We start from the raw sequence: 19,061 nt of genomic DNA, 5'->3' as shown, positions 1-19,061 counted from the left end.
TACATTGGATCTTTCATCTATTAGACCGACAACCAAAGGATACTGTCATGACCAAAATTGTTGAAATCAGCGCTCTGGAAGTGCTCGATTCGCGCGGCAACCCGACCGTTCAGGCTACCGTGCGTTTGGAAAGCGGTGCCGTAGGCGTTGCCTGTGCACCCAGCGGTGCCTCCACGGGCTCCCGTGAAGCGCTTGAGCTGCGCGATGGCGACAAGGCACGCTACCTCGGCAAAGGCGTTTTAAAAGCCGTTGAGGCCGTGAATGGCAAGATCCGTGAAGCGTTGTTGGGAATGGATGCGCGGGACCAGCGCGGCTTGGACAACGCCATGCTGGATCTGGATGGCACGGATAACAAAGCGACCCTAGGTGCCAATGCGATTCTGGCTGTCTCTCTGGCGGCGTCCAAGGCCGCGGCAAACGCCAAGGGCGTGCCGCTGTACGCTCACATCGCCGAGCTATACGGCCAGCCCGGTCAGTACAGCATGCCGGTGCCGATGATGAACATTCTGAACGGCGGCGAGCACGCGGATAACAATGTGGATATCCAGGAGTTCATGGTGCAGCCAGTCGGCGCTGCGAACTTCCGTGAAGGCTTGCGTATGGGCGCCGAGCTTTTCCACGCACTGAAAAAAGTGCTCTCTGCCAAAGGCCTCTCTACGTCGGTCGGTGATGAAGGCGGCTTTGCGCCGAACCTGGCTTCCAACGCGGACGCCCTGGCGGTCATCAAGCAGGCCGTTGCCGATGCGGGCTACACCTTGGGCAGCGACGTCACGCTGGCACTGGACTGCGCCTCTTCCGAGTTCTACAAGGATGGCCAGTACAACCTCTCTGGCGAAGGCAAGAGCTACGACGCCGAAGGCTTTGCGGACTACCTAGCGGGCCTGTGTGCCGACTACCCGATCGTCTCTATCGAAGATGGTATGGACGAGTCCGACTGGGCGGGCTGGAAAGCGCTGACCGATAAGCTGGGCGATAAAGTACAGCTGGTGGGTGATGATTTGTTCGTGACCAACACCAAAATCCTCAAGCGCGGCATCGACGAGCAGATTGGTAACTCCATTCTGATCAAGTTCAACCAGATTGGCTCGCTGTCGGACTCCCTGGATGCGATCAAAATGGCTCAGGATGCTGGCTTCACGGCGGTCATTTCCCACCGTAGCGGTGAAACGGAAGATACCACTATTGCCGATTTGGCCGTAGGCACCTGTGCTGGTCAAATCAAGACCGGTTCGCTGTGCCGCTCTGACCGCGTGGCGAAATACAACCGTCTGCTGGTCATTGAAGCCGAGCTTGGCGATGTAACCTACCCAGGTTTGAAAGCGATTAAAGGCCAGTAAGCACAAAAGCAGCACCTATGCGTAAGAGATCTCTCAATTTTTTGTAAGAGATCTCTTACAGATGCCGACGACATTCGCTCGGATTGCTGTAAGAAAAAACGAAATTCTTCACTAATCTTAATTTAAGTGGTTGAATTTTATGATTTTTTTGAAATTAGGCGAGCCATTCAGGCTCGCCTTTTGCGTTTTGAGCTTGCTTGAGAACTTGGGCTGTTCTGCCACAATGCATTCAGGACAAGGGGAGGCAAGGATGCTTCAGGCAGGATGCAACGGGATGCAAGCAGGTGCGCCGGGTGATACAGAGATGTGAGTCCTGGCAAGGAAGTAGCCTGAGGAGGTTGACACAGGGAGTGGTCAGAGAACGTGCTTGGAGCGGGCGACCTACGGGTCGCCTTTTTTTTTATGCGCGTTTTCTGCACGGCGGCTTTTCCAGCCAATAAAAAACCAGCGCGAACGCTGGTTTTTACGCGGCTTGTCTTGCCAGGAGCACTTAACGCTCTAGTTTTTCCAGCTTACCGGTTTTTCCGTCCCACTCTTCGGCGTCGGGCAGCGGGTCTTTCTTCTCAGCGATATTGGGCCACACTTCGGCCAACTCCGCGTTGATCTCGATAAACTGCTCTTGGCCATCTGGCAGCTCATCCTCCGAGAATATTGCGTCAGCAGGACACTCTGGCTCACACAGCGCGCAGTCGATGCACTCGTCCGGGTGAATAACCAGGAAATTGGGGCCTTCGTAGAAACAGTCGACTGGGCAAACTTCCACACAGTCAGTGTATTTGCATTGGATGCAGTTCTCGGTAACGACAAACGTCATCTTGCTATCCCTCTTGCGAGACCGAGAAGTCTCCCGGTCGTGGTCAATCGTGAATGGTTATAAATCAGCGGTTTTTTATAAGATAAAAAGTATGGGCGACATTCTAGTGGTGCCCTTACCCGGCGGCAAGCGCTCGCCGTTATCCGTTGATGCGATTACGGCCGCTTTTTATACCCTTTCTCTATAGTTCCCTTCATAGCAGCTCGCGCCACTGATACAGCAACGCCAGCGCTTCACGGGGCGATAAATCGTCGATATCTGCCTTACTAAGCGCCTCTACTACCGGGTGGGGCGCACTGGCGAAGAGATCGTTCTGCTGCGGTGCACTCATATTAGGCGTTGGGTGCTGCTGCTCGTCCACATCCCGCTGCTCTAACATCATCAGCTTTTCACGGGCGCGGCGAATCACGTGGCTAGGTACCCCCGCCAGCTGTGCCACCTGCAAACCGTAGCTTTGGCTTGCCGGACCTGCTTCGATCCGATGCATAAACACAATGCCGTCGCCGTGTTCGGTGGCGGTCAGGTGAATATTGGCAACCCCCTCTGTTTGCTCAGGCAGCGCGGTCATTTCAAAGTAGTGAGTAGCAAAGAGCGTTAGCGCTTGGGATTTGGCTAAGTGCTCAGCGATTGCCCAGGCCAAGGAAAGCCCATCGAAGGTGCTGGTGCCACGGCCAATCTCATCCATAAGCACCAAACTGTGCTCAGTAGCATTGTGCAGGATATTGGCGGTTTCGGTCATTTCTACCATGAAGGTAGAGCGCCCGCCCGCTAGATCATCTGACGATCCGATCCGGGTAAAGATACGGTCAACCGGGCCGATCTCGGCGGCATCGGCGGGTACGAAGCTGCCGCTATGGGCCAGCAGGGCGATCAGGGCGGTTTGGCGCATGTAGGTCGATTTACCGCCCATGTTGGGGCCGGTGATGATCAGCATGTGCTGTTGCGGGGTTAGCAGCACGTCGTTGGGCACGAACGGTTTGTCGCTGACCTGCTCCACGACCGGGTGGCGTCCGGCGGTAATGGTGATGCCCGTAGCCTCCACCAATTGAGGGCGCACCCAGTTGAGAGCGTCGGCACGCTCGGCGAAGGCGCATAGAACGTCCAGCTCAGCCAGCGAGCGCGAGGTGTTCTGTAGTTCGTGCAGCTGGACGTTGAGCTCGGCTAGCAACTGGTCATAGAGCCACTTTTCCCGCGTCAGCGCCCGCGACTTGGCGGAAAGTGCCTTGTCCTCGAACTCTTTTAGCTCTGGGATAATAAAGCGTTCCGCATTTTTCAGCGTTTGACGACGAATATAGTCGGCTGGCGCATGCTGCGCCTGGGCGCGGGGCAGCTCAATAAAGTAGCCGTGTACGCGGTTATAGCCGACTTTTAGGTTGGCTAGTCCCGTGCGTTCGCGCTCTCTCAGTTCTAACTGACCGAGATAGTCGCCTGCGTTTTCGGCCATGCCGCGATGCTCATCTAGCTCGGCATCGAAGCCGTCGGCAATTACGCCGCCATCCCGAATCACTACAGGCGGGTTGTCGACCAGCGCTCGCGCTAGCGTATCGGCCAGCTCGGGGTAGGGGCGAATGTGCGGCTTGAGGCTATCCAGGGCGCTGCCGCTGTCGATATCGGTCAGCAGCGCTTCCAGCGTGGGCAGCGTGGCGAGCGCATCTCTCAGTCGTGCGAGATCGCGTGGGCGTGCGCTGTAAAGAGCGACGCGGGCGAGTATGCGTTCCACGTCTCCCACGTCGCTCAGCGTATCCCGCAGGCTCATATAGTTGGCATCAATAGAGAGTAGGGCCACGCCGGCTTGGCGGCCTTCGACGATCTCCCGCTGGCGCAGTGGGCGGTTCAGCCAGCGCTTTAAAAGTCGCGAACCCATGGCCGTGGTGCAGGTATCAAGCACGCTGGCCAGGGTGTTATCGCCGGTGCCGCCCAGGTTGATGTCGATCTCCAGGTTACGGCGGCTGGCGGCGTCGATCACCACGGCATCGTCGCGATTCTCTACGCTGATCGCGGTCACGTGGGGCAGGCGCGAGCGCTGGGTATCGCGGGCGTAGTCGATCAAGACACCGGCCGCGATCAGCGCCGTGGAGAGGTGCGCACAGCCAAAGCCACGTAGGTCGCTGACTTCAAATTGGTCGCACAGGCTGCGGGTGGCGCTCTCCAGATCGAATAGCCACTCCCCCTGGCGGCGTAGGCTGCGCTTTTGCGACCACGCATCGGGCAGGGTCAGGCTCTCCGGCACCAGCAGCTCCGCAGGGGAGAGGCGGGTCAACTCGGCGAGCATTTCCGCTTCGCTCTCGACTTCCAGTACGTTGAAACGACCACTGGAGAGCTCCAGCCATGCCAATCCCCAGCCCGCTTTTCCGGGGGCAACGGCCACCAGAACGTTATCTCGCCGAGCATCTAGCAGGGCTTCATCGTGCAGTGTGCCGGGGGTGACGATGCGCACCACCTGACGCTCCACCGGGCCTTTGCTAGTGGCTGGGTCGCCGATTTGCTCGCAAATCGCCACCGACTCACCGCCTGCTACTAAGCGGGCTAAATAACCTTCCGCGCTATGGTAGGGCACCCCGGCCATGGGGATGGGTTTACCCCCCGACTGGCCGCGCTGGGTAAGGGTGATATCCAGCAGCGCAGCGGCGCGTTTAGCGTCATCGAAAAACAGCTCGTAAAAATCCCCCATTCGGTAAAACAGCAGTACCTCGGGGTGCTCGCGCTTGATGTTAAGGTATTGCGCCATCATTGGCGTATGGGCGGGGCTGGCCTGTGACATGGGCGTCCTGATTGAGCGTGGCGCAAGCGGTTGGCCTGCGGCATGTTCGTTGAGCAATTTCGTTGAGAAAGCTAAACGCAGTATTCTACGCTACCCTAAGGTCTTACATGAAGGAGTCACCATGCCCCCCAGCGTTTCCAGCCTCAAGAACCTCGATTTATCGCTGCTTGCCCAGCGGCTGGGGCGGCTTTGCCTTCAGCTTGGCGTTGAAGTGACCGCCGCAGAGTCTTGCACCGGAGGAGGCATTGCCAGTGCGATTACCTCGGCGGCAGGCAGTTCGGCGTACTTTACGGCGGGCTATGTGACCTACTCAAACGCCGCGAAAACCCGCCTGCTGGGTGTGGAGCCTGCCACGCTTGGAGCCCATGGAGCCGTTAGCGAGGCCGTGGTGAAGGCGATGGTGGCGGGAGCCTGCCGTGAAAGCGGGGCTGATTTAGCTGTTGCGGTGAGCGGTGTGGCAGGCCCGGAGGGCGGTAGCGACGAAAAACCGGTAGGTACCGTATGGATTGCCTGGGGCAGTGCTGGACAGCAGCAGGCAGAGTGCTTCCACTTCCCCGGCGACCGCCAAGCGGTGCGGGAGCAGGCGGTGCGCGAAGCGCTGGCGGGTTTGGTGGCGCGGGCGGGCGCCCAGGCACAGAAGAAATAATCGTTAAAGTTGCCGCTGAGGATTTGTTTAGCCGCTAATCTTTGGCATACTACTGGCTAATTATACAGCTTGTTATGAGGAATTTCCGCATGGCTCAGGAAGACAACCGCACAAAAGCGCTTAATGCTGCACTCAGCCAGATTGATCGCCAGTTTGGTAAAGGGACCGTTATGCGCCTTGGCGATGCGCCACGCGTCGTGATGCCGTCTGTCTCCACCGGTTCGCTGGGGCTGGATATTGCACTCGGCATTGGTGGTTTACCGTTTGGTCGTGTCGTCGAAATCTTTGGCCCAGAGTCATCGGGTCAAACCACCCTGACGCTTTCGGTCATTGCTCAAGCGCAAAAGCAGGGCAAAGTGTGTGCTTTCGTCGATGCCGAGCACGCGCTCGACCCCAGCTACGCTGAGAAGCTGGGCGTCAACCTGGACGACCTGCTGGTTTCCCAGCCGGACACCGGTGAACAGGCGCGGGAAATCACCGATATGCTGGTCCGCTCCGGCGGTGTGGATGTGATTATCATCGACTCCGTGGCTGCACTGACTCTGAGTGCGGAAATCGAAGGCGAAATGGGCGACTCCCACGTGGGCCTGCAGGCGCGCTTGATGTCCCAGGCGCTGCGTAAAATCACCGGTAACATCAAAAACGCCAACTGCTTGGTGGTCTTCATCAACCAGATTCGTATGAAGATTGGCGTGATGTTCGGCAGCCCCGAAACCACCACTGGCGGTAACGCGCTGAAGTTTTATGCTAGTGTGCGTTTGGATATTCGCCGCACCGGCTCCGTGAAGTCAGGCGACGAAGTCACCGGCAACGAACCCGCGTTAAAGTCGTCAAAAACAAGGTGGCACCGCCGTTCCGTCAGGCTGAGTTTCAAATCCTGTATGGCAAAGGTATCTACCACGCGGGTGAGGGTTATCGATCTTGGCGTGCAGTGCAGCCTAGTGGACAAAGCAGGCGCTTGGTACAGCTATAAAGGCAACAAGATCGGCCAGGGTAAAGCCAATGCGGCGCAGTACCTGGAAGAGCATCCTGAAATCATGAACGAGATCGAAACCCAGATTCGTGATCAGCTACTGGCCAAGGCGGAGCCGAAGAAGGAAGAAGCGCCTGCCGCTGATGTGGCTACAGATAGCGATGATGATCTGCTTTAAGCCGCTACCTCCATTGCATGTGCTAAGAGGGAAACTCAATGTTTTCCTCTAGTGTGGATGCTTCTGCACGTGAAGTGGCGATTCAACTACTGGCTCGGCGCGAGTATTCTCGCGCCGAGCTGGCGCGTAAGTTACAGCAAAAAACTTTTGATGCCGATGAAATCTCTGCTTGCCTAGATGCCCTGGCCGAGCAGTCGCTGCAGTCCGATGCACGATTTGCCGAGAGCTTTATACGCTCGCGTATTTCCAGAGGGCAGGGCGTAATTCGCATTAAAGGCGAGCTTCGCCAACGCGGGGTTGACCAGGAAACTCAGGCCGCCGCGCTGGCAGCAGTATAAGAGCGTGAAGCGGTAGACTGGTTTGAGCTTGCTCGAGAAACGCTGGAAAGGCGTTTTTCCACTCCGGGTGATTCCCCCAAAGAGCGTGCCAAGCGCGAGCGTTTTTTAGCAGCGCGTGGGTTTGATTTTGAGCAAATTCGCTATGCGCTTTCCTGTTTGTAGCCCCGCTCAGGGCTGTCTATAGCCCCGCTCAGGGCTGTTACTGCCCTAGCTTACAGCGGCTTCCCTACTGTTTATTTCTTCTCTGTTTGGGCCGTCTGTTTTGGTTTTGCCACTAACTGCGGCTTTAGTCGTTTGACAACTGCGTTATAATGGTCCCTTTGCGACCCCAGCGGGTGGCGGCGACAGCGCCCTGGGGCATCAGGCTTTCTTGTTACGGATACCCTATGAAAAGCGCAGAGATCAGACAGGCCTTTTTAACGTTTTTTGAAGAGCATGGGCACACGGTGGTGCCGTCTAGCTCGCTGGTGCCGGGTAACGACCCGACGCTGCTGTTTACCAATGCGGGCATGGTGCCCTTTAAAGATGTGTTCCTTGGCCGCGACCCGCGCCCCTACGTTCGCGCTACCTCTGCTCAGCGCTGCGTACGTGCAGGCGGTAAGCATAACGACTTAGATAATGGTGGCTACACCGCTCGCCACCACACCTTCTTCGAAATGCTGGGCAACTTCAGCTTTGGCGACTATTTCAAGCGTGACGCCATCCGCTTCGCCTGGACCTTCCTGACTGAAACGCTGGGCCTGCCTAAAGAGAAACTGTGGATCACGGTGCATATCAGCGACGATGAAGCCGAACGCATCTGGAAAGATGAGATCGGTATTGACCCGGAGCGCTTCTCCAAGCTGGATGAAGATAACTTCTGGCAAATGGGCGACACCGGCCCCTGTGGTCCCAGCTCTGAGATCTTCTTTGATCATGGCCCTGAGGTATGGGGTGGCCCGCCCGGAAGCCCGGAAGAGGATGGCGACCGCTACATCGAAATCTGGAACCTCGTTTTCATGCAGTTTGAGCGCGATGCCCAAGGCACGCTCAACCCGCTACCCAAGCCCTCTATCGATACCGGTATGGGCCTAGAGCGCGTGGCGGCGGTGATGCAGGGCGTGCACTCCAACTACGAAATTGATCTGTTCCAGAATCTTCTTAAGGCGGCAGCAGAAGCCACGGGACACAGCGATACCTCCACGCCGTCGCTGCGCGTCATCGCCGACCATATGCGCTCCTGTGCATTCTTAATTGCCGACGGCGTACTGCCCTCCAATGAAGGCCGCGGCCACGTGCTGCGTCGGATTATTCGTCGCGCTATTCGCCACGGCCGCAAGCTGGGCGCATCCGAGCCGTTCTTCCACAAACTGGTCTCCGCGCTCGACGCTGAGATGGGCGATGCCTACCCTGATCTGCGCGATGCCAGCGAGCAGATCGCCCGCGTGCTGTTGAAAGAGGAAGAGCAGTTCGCGCGTACGCTAGATCACGGTATGGGCCTGCTCAACGCCGCTCTGGAAGAGCTTCAGGGCGACGTGCTGCCCGGTGAAACTGTGTGCAAGCTGTACGATACCTACGGCTTTCCATTTGATTTAACAGCAGACGTTTGTCGCGAGCGTGAAGTGACGCTGGATGAAGCAGGTTTCCAGCGTGAATTGGAGGCCCAACGCGAGCGTGCACGAGCGGCCAGCCAGTTTGGTGCTGATTACACCGCATCGATTGAGCTGGATGGCGAAACCCAGTTTACCGGCTATGAGTTGCTGGAAGACCAAGCCACCGTCACTGCGATTGTGGATAGCGAGGGCAACGCGCTGGCGGCGCTGGAAGCTGGCCAGAAGGGCACAGTGGTACTGGACCGTACGCCGTTCTACGGAGAGTCCGGTGGCCAGGTCGGTGATACCGGTTACCTGCACGATGATGGCGGCCGCTTCCAGGTCTCCGATACTCAGAAGCAGAGCGGCCACCGCCTTCACCAAGGCGTGATGGTCGAGGGCGCGTTGAACGTAGGTGCCAACGTGCGCGGCGAAGTCGATGCCAGCCTACGCGGCGCGACCATTCGTAATCACTCAGCGACCCACCTGCTGCATAAAGCGCTGCGTATGGTGCTGGGTGACCACGTGCAGCAGAAAGGCTCGCTGGTTAACGCTGAGCGTCTGCGCTTTGACTTCAGCCACTTTGAACCCATGACCGCTGAGCAGCTTGCTGAAGTAGAGCGCATCGTCAATGAGCAGATTTTGGCCAACGCACCGACTAAAATCGAGCAAATGAGCCTAGCGGACGCTAAGGCCAAAGGCGCGGCAGCGCTGTTTGAAGCGAAATACGCGGATAACGTGCGCGTGCTGACCATTGGTGACGATGACTTCTCGATCGAGCTGTGTGGCGGTACGCATGTTAGCCGCAGTGGCGACATTGGCTGCTGCCACGTGGTCAGCGAAGTAGGTATTGCCTCGGGTGTGCGTCGTATTGAAGCTATCACCGGCGAAAACGCACTGGCGTATTTCCGTGAGCAAGAAGCCCGCGTTCAGCGGATTGGCGAACGCTTACAAACCAAGCGAGAGCAAGTGGAAGCGCGTGTCGAATCGCTTGTGGAGCGCAACCGCAGTCTGGAGAAAGAGTTAGAGCAGCTCAAAGCGAAACTCGCCAGTGCAGCGGGTAGCGATATGCTCAGCCAAGTGCAGGAAGTGGGCGGCGTGGAGCTGCTGGTAACTGAGTTGGATGGCGTGTCTGGTAAAGATCTGCGCGGCGTATTGGATCAGCTGAAAAACAAGCTAGGCTCTGGCGTGATTATGCTAGCCACTGCCGACAAGGCCGCTGGTAAAGTCAGCCTGATTGCTGGGGTCACTTCTGATTTAACTGGCCGTGTTAAAGCGGGTGCGCTGGTTAATCATGTGGCATCCCGAGTGGGTGGCAAAGGGGGAGGGCGCCCTGATATGGCTCAAGCAGGCGGCAGTCAGCCCGATGCGCTGCCGGATGCGTTGAACAGTGTCCCGGCTTGGTTGGAAAACACACTTCGCTAAATAGAGAGGCCGGTGGCATTATTTGCTACCGGCCTTTTTGCTAGTTAGGAAATTAGCAATAACAATATTCACCTTCCATTCCCGAACGTAAAGGAAAAACGGCATATGGCACTATACGTACAGAAGTTCGGCGGCACTTCGGTGGGCTCTGTCGACCGTATCAAGGCCGTGGCGGAAAAAGTTAAAGGCTTTCGCGACCAGGGCCATCAGGTAGTGGTTGTTGTCTCCGCGATGAGCGGCGAGACCAACCGCCTGACCGAAATGGCCCACGCTCTGAACGAGGACCCCGCCCCGCGTGAAATGGATATGCTGCTCTCGACAGGGGAGCAGGTGACCATTTCCCTACTGGCCATGGCGCTACAGCAAATTGGCGTGTCGGCGACCTCGCACACGGGTGCCCAGGTAGGGATTCATACCGACAGCGCCTACACCAAAGCGCGTATTCAGCGTATTGAAACTGACGATCTCAAATCTGACCTGGATGCAGGGAAGGTCGTGGTGGTCGCTGGTTTCCAAGGCGTAGACGAAGACGGCAATATCACCACGCTGGGGCGTGGCGGCTCTGATACTACCGGCGTGGCGCTTGCTGCCGCCTTGGGTGCTGATGAGTGCCAAATCTATACCGACGTAGACGGTGTTTACACCACGGACCCCCGTGTATGTTCCAAAGCGCAGCGCCTTGAAAGCATCACCGTAGAAGAAATGCTCGAACTCGCTAGTTTGGGCTCCAAAGTGCTGCAAATTCGCGCTGTTGAATTCGCCGGTAAATACAACGTGCCGCTGCGGGTACTGTCTAGCTTTGAAGACGGCCCTGGCACCCTGATTGTTGCAGATTCAGACCAAGACGAGGATTCTATGGAAGAACCGCTAATCTCCGGTATCGCGTTTACCAAAAACGAAGCCAAACTAACCCTGCTGAACACGCCGGATGTACCTGGTGTGGCTTCACGTATTTTGGGACCGATTGCCGACGCGAATATTGAAGTGGATATGATCGTCCAGAACGTTGCACCAGCTGGCGATTGCACCGACTTCACCTTCACCGTGGCAAAAGGTGACTATAAAGCCACCAAAAAGCTGCTAGAAGAGACCGTTATTCCTGACCTGGGCGGCGGTGAGCTGCGCGGCGATGACAACATTCCCAAAGTGTCGCTGGTCGGCGTTGGCATGCGCTCTCATGCGGGTGTTGCCTCTAAAATGTTCCGCGTATTGGCCGATGAAAACGTTAATATCCGTATGGTCTCTACTTCAGAAATTAAAATTTCTGTCGTAATTGACGAAAAACATATGGAACTTGCAGTTAACGCCTTACACAAAGCGTTTGGTCTCGATAAGTCCGATATCGAATCTGAATAACAATTGTGGCCTAAACCTTCTACGCTGAAGTTACGCGCTGCCGTGTGGTGGTGAGCTTTCTTTCAACGGGAGGGTAAGGTGTCATAGGGGCCAAAGCCTTTGGTGGCAGGCGTCACCATGCCGCATAATGGCATGGTGACGCCGCTGGCGGACACATCCCGTTGTATAAAAACGTCTGAGAAGGAGATCAGCCATGCTCATCCTAACCCGCCGCGTTGGCGAAACGCTGATGATCGGTGATGAAATCACCGTCACAGTATTAGGTGTGAAAGGTAATCAAGTGCGCATTGGTGTGAACGCACCAAAAGATGTCGCGGTTCACCGTGAAGAGATCTATCAGCGCATTCAGCGTGAACGTAATAGTGAAAGCGAAGCAGAATAAATGGCCGCCCGTGTTACGGCTCATTAAAGGGCGTTTAAGCGGTGATTTTAGGCCGGCGCGAAAAAAATCGGAATAAGGCTGGACACCAGTCATCAAAATCGGTAATATTCGCGCCGTGCCGTTGAGGAGAGGTGGCCGAGTGGCTGAAGGCGCTCCCCTGCTAAGGGAGTATAGGGTTTATAGCCCTATCGAGGGTTCGAATCCCTCTCTCTCCGCCAACTGCATGATGTAACATCGTAATTTGATACGCGCCCGTAGCTCAGCTGGATAGAGTACCTGACTACGAATCAGGTGGTCGGAGGTTCGAATCCTCCCGGGCGCGCCAGATTCCAAAACCCGCTCTCATTAAAGAGCGGGTTTTCTGTTTTCTAGCCTGACTAACGTGGCTCGCGCGTTAGTCTTGCGATCGTGTAAAGCGCCCCCGCAACTTTGCGGAAGGGCGCTTTTTTTTTGGCTCGTAGGAAATGAGGTGGGTCGAACCCGCGTATGGGTCGAAAAAAAGCGCCTCGATAGGCGCTTTGACTCAGCAGGTTCAACGGCGGTTGGTTCAGGCGCTTCGCCCGGCTTAGGCGGGTTCGCAGGCAGCGAGGGCGCTTGCGCTAGGGGTAAGGCTGCCGAGAAGTGCGTCCAAGTCGGTCAGGCGCTTCAGGCGCTGAAAGTGCTGGTCGGCTTCAGCGTTGCCTTGACGCATCTGGGCAAGCCACTGCTTCACCAGCGACACGACCACGCGGTCAGGAAGGTGTTGACGCTGGAGCGCGGCGTACTCTTGCAGTACGCTGGCGCGCATTTCCCAAGTGGTTTCCGCCAAACGTTCGCCGGTTTGTTGCCAGTGGCGAATCCGAGGTGCCAGCCAGGGGTCAGCCAGCGCGCTGCGCCCGAGCATTACATCGCAGCAGCCGGAGAGCGTGCGTGCCTTCCAGTAGTCCTCAAGCGTCCAGATATCGCCATTGGCCACCACGGGGATCGAGACGTGGTGGCGCACTTTGCCAATCCACTCCCAGTGAGCGGGTGGGCGATACCCTTCGTCCCGTGTCCGGCCATGTACGACCAAGCGCGCTGCGCCGCCTGCTTCCGTCGCCTGCGCACAGGCCACCGCCAAGCGGCGATTGGCAAATCCCAGGCGAATCTTCGCGGTCACCGGAATTTCGCCGTCTAGCGCCTCTGCGACCGCTTTGACGGCCTGGTAGACGCGGTCTGGCTGGCGCAGTAGCGATGCGCCGCCGTCGTGGCGGTTCACCAGCTTGGCTGGGCAGCCAAAGTTGAGATCCCCGCTAATGGCCCCAAGGGCTAGCGCCTGGCGGGCATTTTCGGCTAGTGCCCTAGGGTCGGAGCCGAGGAGCTGCAGATGGACGGGTACGCCGCTAGGCGTCGCTACCGGGCGCTCGGTGAGTTCGGGGCAGTGTTTGTAAAACACCCGTGGGGGAAGGCGGGTATCCACTACCCTGACAAACTCCGTCACCGTCCAGTCGAAACCGGCCTGACGAGTCAGTAGATCGCGGGTGAGCGCATCGATAACGCCTTCCATCGGTGCAAGACCGATCTTGCCTTTATGTAGTAAATTAACAACCATGACTTCCACTATGGCGCGATTGCATTCTATCCTGAATGTGGCAGGTTAGTGTATTACCCTTATTGCGCCAAGCGCCGTTAGAGGCGTTTGGCGTGCCAATAACCCTATAAAACAAGGAGAGCACGCTATGCAGGGGTCGGCGTTACTCCAAGAGGGGCACGCTCTAATGGGCCTTGGTATGGGCTTTGTTTTTGTTTTTCTTACTATTTTGGTCATTAGCGTTACGCTGATGTCGAAGTTGATTGACCGCTTTCAGCCTGCTCCAGTGGCAGCGCCAGCGGGTCGAAATAGTGACAAAACACCCGCCAGTAACGGCCAAAATGACGAAGTTGCCGCGGTGATCAGTGCTGCAGTGCATCGTTACCGCTCGTCCCGCCGTCCGTAAGACGCACGCTTTTGTGTGTCTATTTCGCCCTGATGGCTATTTTTTTGTTAAATTTACTACAAATCCATAACGCTAAACTGTGAGCCACGACCATGAATGAAACAAAACGTCCTCTGGGAATCACTGATGTTGTCCTGCGCGATGCGCACCAATCGCTGTTTGCTACGCGCCTGCGCTTGGATGACATGCTGCCCATCGCCGAAAAGCTGGATAAAGTCGGCTACTGGTCTCTGGAAACCTGGGGCGGTGCCACTTTCGATGCGGGTATCCGTTATTTAGGAGAGGACCCGTGGGAGCGTATTCGGCCCTTAAAGAGGCGATGCCGAACACACCTCAGGCAATGCTGCTGCGCGGCCAAACCCTGCTGGGTTACCGCCACTACGCCGATGACGTAGTTGATAAATTCGTCGAGCGCGCTAAAACCAACGGCGTTGACGTGTTCCGCGTGTTTGATGCCATGAACGACCCGCGCAACCTGGAACGCGCCATCAAAGCGGTTCGCCAAGTCGGCGGCCATGCGCAGGGCACCATTTCCTACACGGTGAGCCCGGTACATACCCTGGATAGCTGGGTAGATCTTGCCAAAACCATTGCTGCAATGGGCGCAGATTCTCTGGCTATCAAGGATATGGCGGGGCTACTCACGCCGTATACCGCTTACGATTTGGTCTCACGGCTGAAAAAAGAGCTCTCCATTCCAGTGCATTTGCACTGCCATGCGACGACCGGCTTATCCACGTCGACCATCCTGAAAGCGGTCGAAGCCGGGATTGATAACGTCGATACGGCGATCTCCTCCATGTCGATGACCTATGGCCATAGCCCGACTGAATCCGTGGTTGCCATGCTCAAGGACACTGACTGCGACACTGGGCTAGACCTGGAGTTGCTGGAAGATATCGCCGGCTACTTCCGCGAAGTGCGCAAAAAGTACGCCGCCTTTGAAGGCTCGCTGCGGGGCATTGATTCGCGCATTCTGGTGGCTCAGGTGCCAGGCGGTATGCTCACCAATATGGAGAGCCAGCTAAAAGAGCAGGGCGCTGGCGACAAGCTGGATGACGTGCTGAGCGAAATCCCCCGCGTACGCGAAGACCTCGGCTTTATTCCGTTGGTGACGCCCACCTCACAGATTGTGGGCACTCAGGCGGTCATGAACGTCATGATGGGCGAGCGCTACAAGTCGATCTCTAAAGAAGTGCAGGCGCTGCTGAAGGGCGAATACGGCTCTGCCCCGGCACCCTTCAATGCCGAATTGCAAAAGCGTGTACTGGAAGGCGGCGAGCCGATTACTTGCCGCCCGGCAGATAACCTCTCTCCAGAAATGGACAAGCTCGCGGCCGAGCTGAAAGAGAAAGCCAGCGCCGATAGCATTCGCCTTGCCGAGGGCGAGCGGGAAGTGGATGACGTGCTGACCTATGCGCTGTTCCCGCAGATTGGCCTGAAATTCCTCAAAAACCGCGACAATAAAGACGCCTTTGAGCCTGCGCCCGAAGCGCCTCAGGCAGCCGCCCCAGCTAAGGCAGAGGCTCCCGCAGCAGCACCTGCGCCTGCCGGTGGTCCGGAAACCTACACCGTGAAGCTCAACGGCAAGGCTTACGTGGTCGAGGTGTCGGAAGGTGGCGAGATTGGCGATATTCAGGAGCAGCCCGCCGCACAGCCTGAGGCCGCCGCCCCAGCGCCCAGCGGTGAAAGCATCGATGCGCCGCTGGCCGGTAACATCTTCAAGGTGAATGTACGCCCAGGCGACCAAGTGGCCGAAGGCGATGTCGTCATCATTCTGGAAGCCATGAAGATGGAAACCGAAGTGCGTGCCAGCAGTGCCGGTACGGTATCGAAAGTCAATGTCAGCGAAGGCGATAGCGTCGCCGTTGGCGATGCACTGATTGAGCTTTAAGGGCAACTCGGGAATGGATAAATTAATCACCTTATGGGAAGGCTCCGGGCTCTATAACCTGGAGCTGGGCCAAGCGGTTATGATCCTGGTAGGGCTTGGGTTGCTCTACCTGGCGATCTACAAGAAGTTTGAGCCCCTGCTGCTGGTGCCAATCGGGTTTGGCGGTATTCTTGCCAATATTCCTGAGGCAGGCTTGGCGATTTCAGCGCTGGATCAAGCGATTGAAGTCGCCAAGCCCGCCCGTGCTGCAGCAAATGGCTGCAGCGTTGGGCGCTACCCTTGACCCGCTGACTGGGGTAGAGGGTTGGCGCGAGACGCTGAAAGCGATTGCCCATGATTCGGCTGCGCCGGACCAACTGCGAGCCGCGAAAGATATCGCGGTGAGTGTCGGCTACAGCGATGGCATGCTCTACAACTTCTATAAAGTCGCCATTGGCTCAGGCATTGCACCGTTGCTGATCTTTATGGGCGTTGGGGCAATGACCGATTTCGGCCCGCTGCTGGCCAACCCGCGCACGCTGTTCCTGGGCGCGGCGGCACAGTTCGGCATTTTCGCTACGCTGTTCGGCGCCGTGCTGCTCACGTCCATGGGCATTATGGACTTCTCGCTCAACCAGTCCGCGGCGATTGGTATTATCGGCGGGGCGGATGGCCCGACCTCTATCTATGTGTCCAGCGTACTCGCGCCGGGACTGCTGGGGGCGATTGCCGTGGCCGCCTATGCCTATATGGCGCTGGTGCCGCTGATCCAGCCGCCAATTATGCGTCTGCTGACCACCGAAAAAGAGCGCAAGATCACCATGACGCAGCTGCGTCCGGTCTCCAAGCTCGAAAAAGTGGTTTTCCCGCTGATGCTATTGATCGCCGTGGCGCTGTTTCTACCGGACGCGGCACCTCTGCTAGGCATGTTCTGCTTTGGTAACCTGATGCGCGAGTGCGGTGTGGTCGAGCGCCTTTCCGATACCGCGCAAAACGCGCTGATCAATATCGTGACGATCATCCTCGGGCTCTCTGTGGGCTCGAAACGGATGGCCGATAGCTTCCTGGCGTTTGAAACCCTGGGTATTCTGGGACTGGGGATCGTAGCCTTCGGCATCGGCACCGCCGCTGGCGTATTGATGGCCAAGCTGATGAACCTAGTCAGCAAAATGCCCATCAACCCGCTGATTGGCGCGGCGGGTGTGTCTGCCGTGCCGATGGCGGCGCGTGTGGCGGATAAGGGTAGGTCTGGAAGCGAACCCGCATAACTTCCTGCTGATGCACGCCATGGGGCCGAACGTTGCTGGGGTCATTGGTTCGGCGGTGGCTGCCGGGGTAATGATCAAGTACCTGGGCTAAGCGGCTAGTTAGACAGCACGTCTGCCGTTATAGAACGCGGCCTACCGAGCAAGCGCCCGTGCAAGCCGCGTTTTTTTATGTTCGCTGTAGCTCAATGGCTGTTTTAAGGCGGTTTTCCAGACCGCGGAAATCCAGCTCGACATCGCGTGGCCAGCCAATGGTTAAGCTCACGCCATCGCCATCGTAAGCCGCCTGTTGCACGGGCAGTGCCTGCTCGTCGCACCAAGCGCGGGCTTGCGCTTCGTGGGCGAAGCTGACCTTTAATAAATAGCTATCCCGCTCGACGACTTCCTGGGTGGGCAGCGTTTCCAGCCCGGCATTGACCGCCTGCGCATAAGCGCGTGCCAAACCTCCGGTACCTAACTTGGTGCCGCCAAAGTAGCGAATCACCACGCAACCAATTTCGCCAATCTGGCTGCCCTGCAACGCCTGGAACATCGGACGGCCTGCGGTTCCGCCGGGCTCGCCGTCGTCGGAAAAGCCAATATGCGTTTGCTCTCCAGGAGGTCCGGCGATAAACGCAGTGCAGTGATGGCTGGCATTCGGGTGAGCAGCTTTGGCCGCTTGAAGCAGCGCGTCGAAGGCGTCGGTGGTAGGAGCGTGGCACACCCAGGCCAAGAACTGACTCTTTTCAACGTCAATCTCGGCGGTGTGCCATGTCTCAGGGGCTAAATCAGGGACTCGATAGCGGAAATAGTACTCCCGGCAGGGTGGATAACGTTAATGGTGCCGGGTTTCCGTTGCGTGGTGGGCCACACCCATCACCATGCCCAGCACCTGGATATCACAATTATGCAGGAAGACTTCGGGCATCGCTGCATCTTCGGGCCATAAATGAATGCCTAAACGGCTGATAGAGAGCTGCTTCAGCGCCACTTCCCGCTGGTTAATCGTTGCTACGGCAGTTTCTTGATGAGCGTCGGCTGGTGGGCGATGAATGATAATAACGTCACCCTCGAAGAGAGTGCAGTCACGCATGCGGTCGCCGCGTATGCGCAGTGCATAGGTGTTGCGTCGGGTAATAGTGTGAGACATGCATGCCTGGCGGGTGTGCTGGGAAGCTGAGCGTTGCCGTGCTGGAGGTTGCGTTATCGGTTGAGACAGCGTCTGAGAGGGTACGTAAGAAGGTACGTGAGACGTTACCTGAGGGGATAGGCAAATCGTCATAGGGTGTTCTCCCATGCAGCGCCCGTTGCCAAGGCGTTTGATTGAGTCGATAGCTGTAGTTTTATTCTATGGTGTCTATTCATACAGTGGTTACAGTATAAACCTGTTTTTGCATACAGTGCTAGTGCTGTCTTTCGCTTGTCTTTGCAGCGTGTTTCTTAAGCAAGCATTGAGCTGGATCACGCTGCGACCCAAGACCGCAGAGCGTGACTGGCGAGAAAGGGCCTTTCCGTGTAGAGTTCGACCCAAAATCAACGTGCCTGGAGTGTCTTTTGAGCCTGTGCCTGCAAGCCCGACAATTGGCCTGTGAACGTGACGACCGTTGGCTGTTTGAAGGGCTCGATCTCGATATCCAAAGCGGTGAGATCGTGCGCATTGAAGGCCCCAACGGCAGCGGCAAGACAACGCTGCTGAAAATACTCTCCGGGCAATTAACCGATTACCGTGGCGAGCTTTACTGGAATGGCGAACCCATGCGCCAAGCCCGTGAACATTTTCTCGCAAATTTACTCTATTTAGGTCATGCCCCAGGCGTGAAAGCAGGCCTGTCACCGCTGGAGAATCTAGCTTGGTATCAGGCGCTTAGCGGGGAAAAGGGCAGCGAACCTGCACGTGAGGCAGCGTTGGCTGCCGTTGGGCTCGCCGGCTTCGAAGACGTGCCTGCCGGCCAGCTTTCAGCCGGGCAGCAGCGGCGCGTGGCGCTGGCACGCCTGACCCTGACCCCGCGGGCGCTGTGGGTGCTCGACGAGCCTTTCACCGCAATCGATCGCCAAGGGGTGGCGGCGCTAGAGGCACAGTTGGTGGCGCATGCACAGTCTGGCGGCTGCGTTCTGGTCACCACCCACCACGCGTTGACCGAGTCACCTGTGCTTAGGCGCATTCAGCTGGGGTAAGAAGGAGACAGCGTTGCAACGTTCACACGCTCA

The 19,061-nt window shown here is 57.2% G+C and carries 13 protein-coding genes, 2 tRNA genes and 3 pseudogenes; 13 read left to right on the top strand and 5 right to left on the bottom strand.

Translation table 11 applies throughout. From position 1 onward, the window contains the following. Window positions 1-47 precede the first annotated feature (47 nt). Window positions 48-1,337: a phosphopyruvate hydratase gene (eno, locus tag B4967_RS03750; protein ID WP_083023678.1), complete on the top strand. Its 1,290-nt coding sequence runs from the start codon at window positions 48-50 to the stop codon at window positions 1,335-1,337. Between the two features lie 490 nt (window positions 1,338-1,827). Here eno and fdxA read toward each other — a convergent pair whose 3' ends face one another. Continuing rightward, a complete protein-coding gene (fdxA, locus tag B4967_RS03745) occupies window positions 1,828-2,151 on the bottom strand; it encodes a ferredoxin FdxA (protein WP_083023676.1) in 324 nt (107 codons plus the stop codon). 193 nt (window positions 2,152-2,344) lie between these two features. After that, entirely contained in the window at window positions 2,345-4,912 is a 2,568-nt protein-coding gene (mutS, locus tag B4967_RS03740; RefSeq protein WP_083023675.1) for a DNA mismatch repair protein MutS, read from the bottom strand. Window positions 4,913-5,033: 121 nt separating this feature from the next. On the opposite strand from mutS, the gene B4967_RS03735 reads away from it, so the two are divergent. The 8 genes and pseudogenes from B4967_RS03735 to B4967_RS03700 all read left to right on the top strand — a co-directional run bounded on the left by B4967_RS03735 (window position 5,034) and on the right by B4967_RS03700 (window position 12,106). Further along, window positions 5,034-5,558: a CinA family protein gene (locus B4967_RS03735; protein ID WP_083023673.1), complete on the top strand. Its 525-nt coding sequence runs from the start codon at window positions 5,034-5,036 to the stop codon at window positions 5,556-5,558. Window positions 5,559-5,647: 89 nt separating this feature from the next. Next, window positions 5,648-6,709, top strand: coding sequence for a recombinase RecA (gene recA, locus B4967_RS03730; protein WP_243470311.1), 1,062 nt, complete (start codon window positions 5,648-5,650; stop codon window positions 6,707-6,709). A gap of 38 nt (window positions 6,710-6,747) precedes the next feature. Continuing rightward, window positions 6,748-7,209, top strand: a pseudogene (locus tag B4967_RS03725) (regulatory protein RecX). A 224-nt stretch (window positions 7,210-7,433) separates the two neighbouring features. After that, complete coding sequence (gene alaS, locus B4967_RS03720) at window positions 7,434-10,043, top strand: alanine--tRNA ligase (protein ID WP_083023672.1); 2,610 nt, start codon at window positions 7,434-7,436, stop codon at window positions 10,041-10,043. Between the two features lie 105 nt (window positions 10,044-10,148). Next, window positions 10,149-11,399: an aspartate kinase gene (locus tag B4967_RS03715; RefSeq protein WP_083023670.1), complete on the top strand. Its 1,251-nt coding sequence runs from the start codon at window positions 10,149-10,151 to the stop codon at window positions 11,397-11,399. Between the two features lie 193 nt (window positions 11,400-11,592). After that, window positions 11,593-11,781, top strand: a complete 189-nt coding sequence (gene csrA, locus B4967_RS03710) for a carbon storage regulator CsrA (RefSeq protein ID WP_039180068.1) — start codon at window positions 11,593-11,595, stop codon at window positions 11,779-11,781. A 125-nt stretch (window positions 11,782-11,906) separates the two neighbouring features. Further along, window positions 11,907-11,999, top strand: a tRNA-Ser gene (locus B4967_RS03705). 30 nt (window positions 12,000-12,029) lie between these two features. Continuing rightward, window positions 12,030-12,106: transfer RNA gene (locus B4967_RS03700), tRNA-Arg, on the top strand. A gap of 240 nt (window positions 12,107-12,346) precedes the next feature. Here B4967_RS03700 and B4967_RS03695 read toward each other — a convergent pair. Then, complete coding sequence (locus B4967_RS03695; RefSeq protein ID WP_243470310.1) at window positions 12,347-13,351, bottom strand: tRNA dihydrouridine synthase; 1,005 nt, start codon at window positions 13,349-13,351, stop codon at window positions 12,347-12,349. 127 nt (window positions 13,352-13,478) lie between these two features. Between B4967_RS03695 and B4967_RS03690 the strand changes: the two genes are divergently transcribed. The 3 genes and pseudogenes from B4967_RS03690 to B4967_RS03680 all read left to right on the top strand — a co-directional run bounded on the left by B4967_RS03690 (window position 13,479) and on the right by B4967_RS03680 (window position 16,968). Next, window positions 13,479-13,736 (top strand): OadG family protein, encoded by a 258-nt coding sequence (locus tag B4967_RS03690; protein ID WP_083023669.1) that lies wholly within the window; start codon window positions 13,479-13,481, stop codon window positions 13,734-13,736. 92 nt (window positions 13,737-13,828) lie between these two features. Further along, a pseudogene (gene oadA / locus B4967_RS03685) lies at window positions 13,829-15,630 on the top strand (sodium-extruding oxaloacetate decarboxylase subunit alpha). 13 nt (window positions 15,631-15,643) lie between these two features. Beyond that, window positions 15,644-16,968 (top strand): annotated as a pseudogene (locus tag B4967_RS03680) (sodium ion-translocating decarboxylase subunit beta). A 75-nt stretch (window positions 16,969-17,043) separates the two neighbouring features. Here the strand turns inward: B4967_RS03680 and B4967_RS03675 are convergent. Both B4967_RS03675 and B4967_RS03670 read right to left on the bottom strand, forming a co-directional pair. Next, on the bottom strand, window positions 17,044-17,610 hold the full coding sequence (locus B4967_RS03675; protein ID WP_083023667.1) for an IMPACT family protein: 567 nt from the start codon (window positions 17,608-17,610) through the stop codon (window positions 17,044-17,046). 78 nt (window positions 17,611-17,688) lie between these two features. Next, window positions 17,689-18,003 carry a LexA family protein gene (locus B4967_RS03670; RefSeq protein WP_083023665.1) on the bottom strand — a complete coding sequence of 105 codons (315 nt, stop codon included), beginning with the start codon at window positions 18,001-18,003 and terminating at the stop codon, window positions 17,689-17,691. A 404-nt stretch (window positions 18,004-18,407) separates the two neighbouring features. Between B4967_RS03670 and ccmA the strand changes: the two genes are divergently transcribed. Further along, complete coding sequence (ccmA, locus tag B4967_RS03665) at window positions 18,408-19,028, top strand: cytochrome c biogenesis heme-transporting ATPase CcmA (RefSeq protein ID WP_083023663.1); 621 nt, start codon at window positions 18,408-18,410, stop codon at window positions 19,026-19,028. Window positions 19,029-19,061: the final 33 nt, after the last annotated feature.

The organism is Vreelandella lionensis (assembly GCF_002087295.1).
Lineage (GTDB): Bacteria > Pseudomonadota > Gammaproteobacteria > Pseudomonadales > Halomonadaceae > Vreelandella > Vreelandella lionensis.
The sequence above is the reverse complement of the archived record's forward strand: the minus strand, read 5'-3'. Positions and strand labels throughout refer to the sequence as shown.

Coding starts and splice junctions, on each gene's coding strand:
- eno (WP_083023678.1), top strand. CDS start 48: ATGACCAAAATTGTTGAAATCAGCGCTCTGGAAGTGCTCGATTCGCGC.
- fdxA (WP_083023676.1), bottom strand. CDS start 2,151: ATGACGTTTGTCGTTACCGAGAACTGCATCCAATGCAAATACACTGAC.
- mutS (WP_083023675.1), bottom strand. CDS start 4,912: ATGTCACAGGCCAGCCCCGCCCATACGCCAATGATGGCGCAATACCTT.
- B4967_RS03735 (WP_083023673.1), top strand. CDS start 5,034: ATGCCCCCCAGCGTTTCCAGCCTCAAGAACCTCGATTTATCGCTGCTT.
- recA (WP_243470311.1), top strand. CDS start 5,648: ATGGCTCAGGAAGACAACCGCACAAAAGCGCTTAATGCTGCACTCAGC.
- alaS (WP_083023672.1), top strand. CDS start 7,434: ATGAAAAGCGCAGAGATCAGACAGGCCTTTTTAACGTTTTTTGAAGAG.
- B4967_RS03715 (WP_083023670.1), top strand. CDS start 10,149: ATGGCACTATACGTACAGAAGTTCGGCGGCACTTCGGTGGGCTCTGTC.
- csrA (WP_039180068.1), top strand. CDS start 11,593: ATGCTCATCCTAACCCGCCGCGTTGGCGAAACGCTGATGATCGGTGAT.
- B4967_RS03695 (WP_243470310.1), bottom strand. CDS start 13,351: ATGGTTGTTAATTTACTACATAAAGGCAAGATCGGTCTTGCACCGATG.
- B4967_RS03690 (WP_083023669.1), top strand. CDS start 13,479: ATGCAGGGGTCGGCGTTACTCCAAGAGGGGCACGCTCTAATGGGCCTT.
- B4967_RS03670 (WP_083023665.1), bottom strand. CDS start 18,003: ATGTCTCACACTATTACCCGACGCAACACCTATGCACTGCGCATACGC.